Below are 1,786 nucleotides of genomic sequence, written 5' to 3' on the forward strand. Positions count from 1 at the left end.
GGGCTCGCCGCCGGCGGCGGGGGAGCCGGCCGGCTCGACCGCCTCGGGGGCGCCCGCCGGCGCGGCCCTGCCGGACGAGCCGGCGGCGCCGGTCGTGCCCCTCGACGGTGCCGGCCCGGGGGCCGCGGACGCGTACGGGCCGTTCCCGGCAGCGACGGCGGCGACGGGTCCGTCGGTGCCCTCGGCCTTCGAGGACGCGCCGGAGCGGTTCCTGTACGAGGTGCCCCCGCTGCGGGTGATCCTCTCGGCGCTGCGCTCCACCGCGTTCGTCGTCGTCGCGGTGGGGCTCGTCGCACTCGGGGTCGCGATCGTCCAGACGGGCGACCTGGAGATGGTGTTCTTCGCGCTCCCGGCGCTGCTCGGCTCGGCCGGCGTGCTCTGGAACCGCGTCAACCGCGGCGTGGGCTTCCGGGGCGCGATCTCCCCGGACGGCATCCGCCTGCGGCACGGCCTCACGGAGACGCGCTCGCAGACCGTGCCCCCGGGGCGCATCCAGGCGGTGCGGATCAGCCAGGGCCCCTGGTGGCGAGGGCCGGACTGGTGGCGCGTGGAGATCAACGTCGCGGGTTACGCCGGCGAGGGCGAGGACCACTCCGACACCGTGCTCCACCCGGTCGCCACGCGCGAGGAGGCGCTGCTCGCGCTCTGGCTCGCGGTGCCCGACCTCGGCGTGGAGGACGCCCGCGGCCTGGTCGACGCGGGCCTGACCGGCGTCGACGACGAGGGCGGCTTCCTCCCCTCGCCGCACGCGGCCCGGTGGGTCGACCCGGTCGGGCGCCGCCGCCGGGGCGTGCGCGTCACGCCGACGGCCCTCCTGGTCCGCTCCGGCCGGTTCTGGCGGCGCCTGGACGTCGTGCCGCACGAGCGGACGCAGTCGCTGGGGCTCCAGCAGGGGCCGCTGCAGCGCCGCCTCGGGCTCGCGTCGTTCGTCGTCCACTCGACGCAGGGCAAGGTGCAGCCGCAGGCCGACCACCTCGACGGCCGGGCGGCCGCCGCGCTCCTGGACGAGCAGGCGGCCCGCGCCCGCAGCGCCCGCACGACCGCGGCGCCCGAGCAGTGGATGCGCGGCCGATGACGCCTCCCGGGCGGCTGGAGGTCGGCGTCGTCGGCGCGGGGCGGGTCGGGGCGGTGCTCGGGCACGCGCTCGCGGCGGCCGGCCACCGCGTGCGCGCCGTCAGCGCGATCTCGCAGGAGTCGCTCGACCGGGCCGCCGCGCTCCTGCCGGGCGTGCCGGTCCGGGACGTGCCCGACGTGGTCGCCGGCGCGGACCTCGTCCTGCTCGCGGTCCCCGACGACGTGCTCCCGGACCTCGTCGCGGGCCTCGCCGACGTGGCCGCGTGGCGCGCCGGGCAGATCGTCGTGCACACCGCCGGCCGGTTCGGCACCGGCGTGCTCGCGCCGGTCCGCGCGGTCGGCGCCCTGCCGCTCGCGATCCACCCGGCGATGACGTTCACCGGCACGTCGCTCGACCTCACGCGGCTCGTCGGCTGCGCCTTCGCGGTGACGGCCCCGGAGCCGGTGCTGCCGATCGGCCAGGCGCTCGTCGTCGAGCTCGGCGGCGAGCCCGTCGTCGTCGCCGAGGAGGCACGCGGGCTGTACCACGCGGCCCTGGCGCACGGCGCGAACCACCTCGTCGTGCTCGTCGCGCAGGCGGCGCAGGCGCTCGCGGCGGCGGGCGTGCCGGACCGGGCCGCGTCCTGACGCCGCTGCTCGAGGCGGCGCTGGACGGCGCCCTGCGCGCCGCGTCGACGGCCGACGGCACGGGAGCGATCGCCGCCCTCACGGG

Annotated in this window: 2 protein-coding genes; both read left to right on the top strand. The window is 79.1% G+C overall.

Annotated features, from left to right (window positions below; all coding sequences use genetic code 11):
* Positions 1–1,075: PH domain-containing protein (locus HGCM_RS17205; RefSeq protein ID WP_147573066.1), on the top strand; the 1,075-nt coding region annotated here is incomplete at its 5' end.
* Positions 1,072–1,701: a Rossmann-like and DUF2520 domain-containing protein gene (locus HGCM_RS17210; RefSeq protein ID WP_246119433.1), complete on the top strand. Its 630-nt coding sequence runs from the start codon at positions 1,072–1,074 to the stop codon at positions 1,699–1,701. The genes HGCM_RS17205 and HGCM_RS17210, both read left to right, overlap by 4 nt.
* Positions 1,702–1,786 lie beyond the last annotated feature (85 nt).

It is taken from the genome of Cellulomonas massiliensis JC225, from assembly GCF_000312005.1.
Classification (GTDB): domain Bacteria; phylum Actinomycetota; class Actinomycetes; order Actinomycetales; family Cellulomonadaceae; genus Cellulomonas; species Cellulomonas massiliensis.

Coding starts and splice junctions, on each gene's coding strand:
- HGCM_RS17210 (WP_246119433.1), top strand. CDS start 1,072: ATGACGCCTCCCGGGCGGCTGGAGGTCGGCGTCGTCGGCGCGGGGCGG.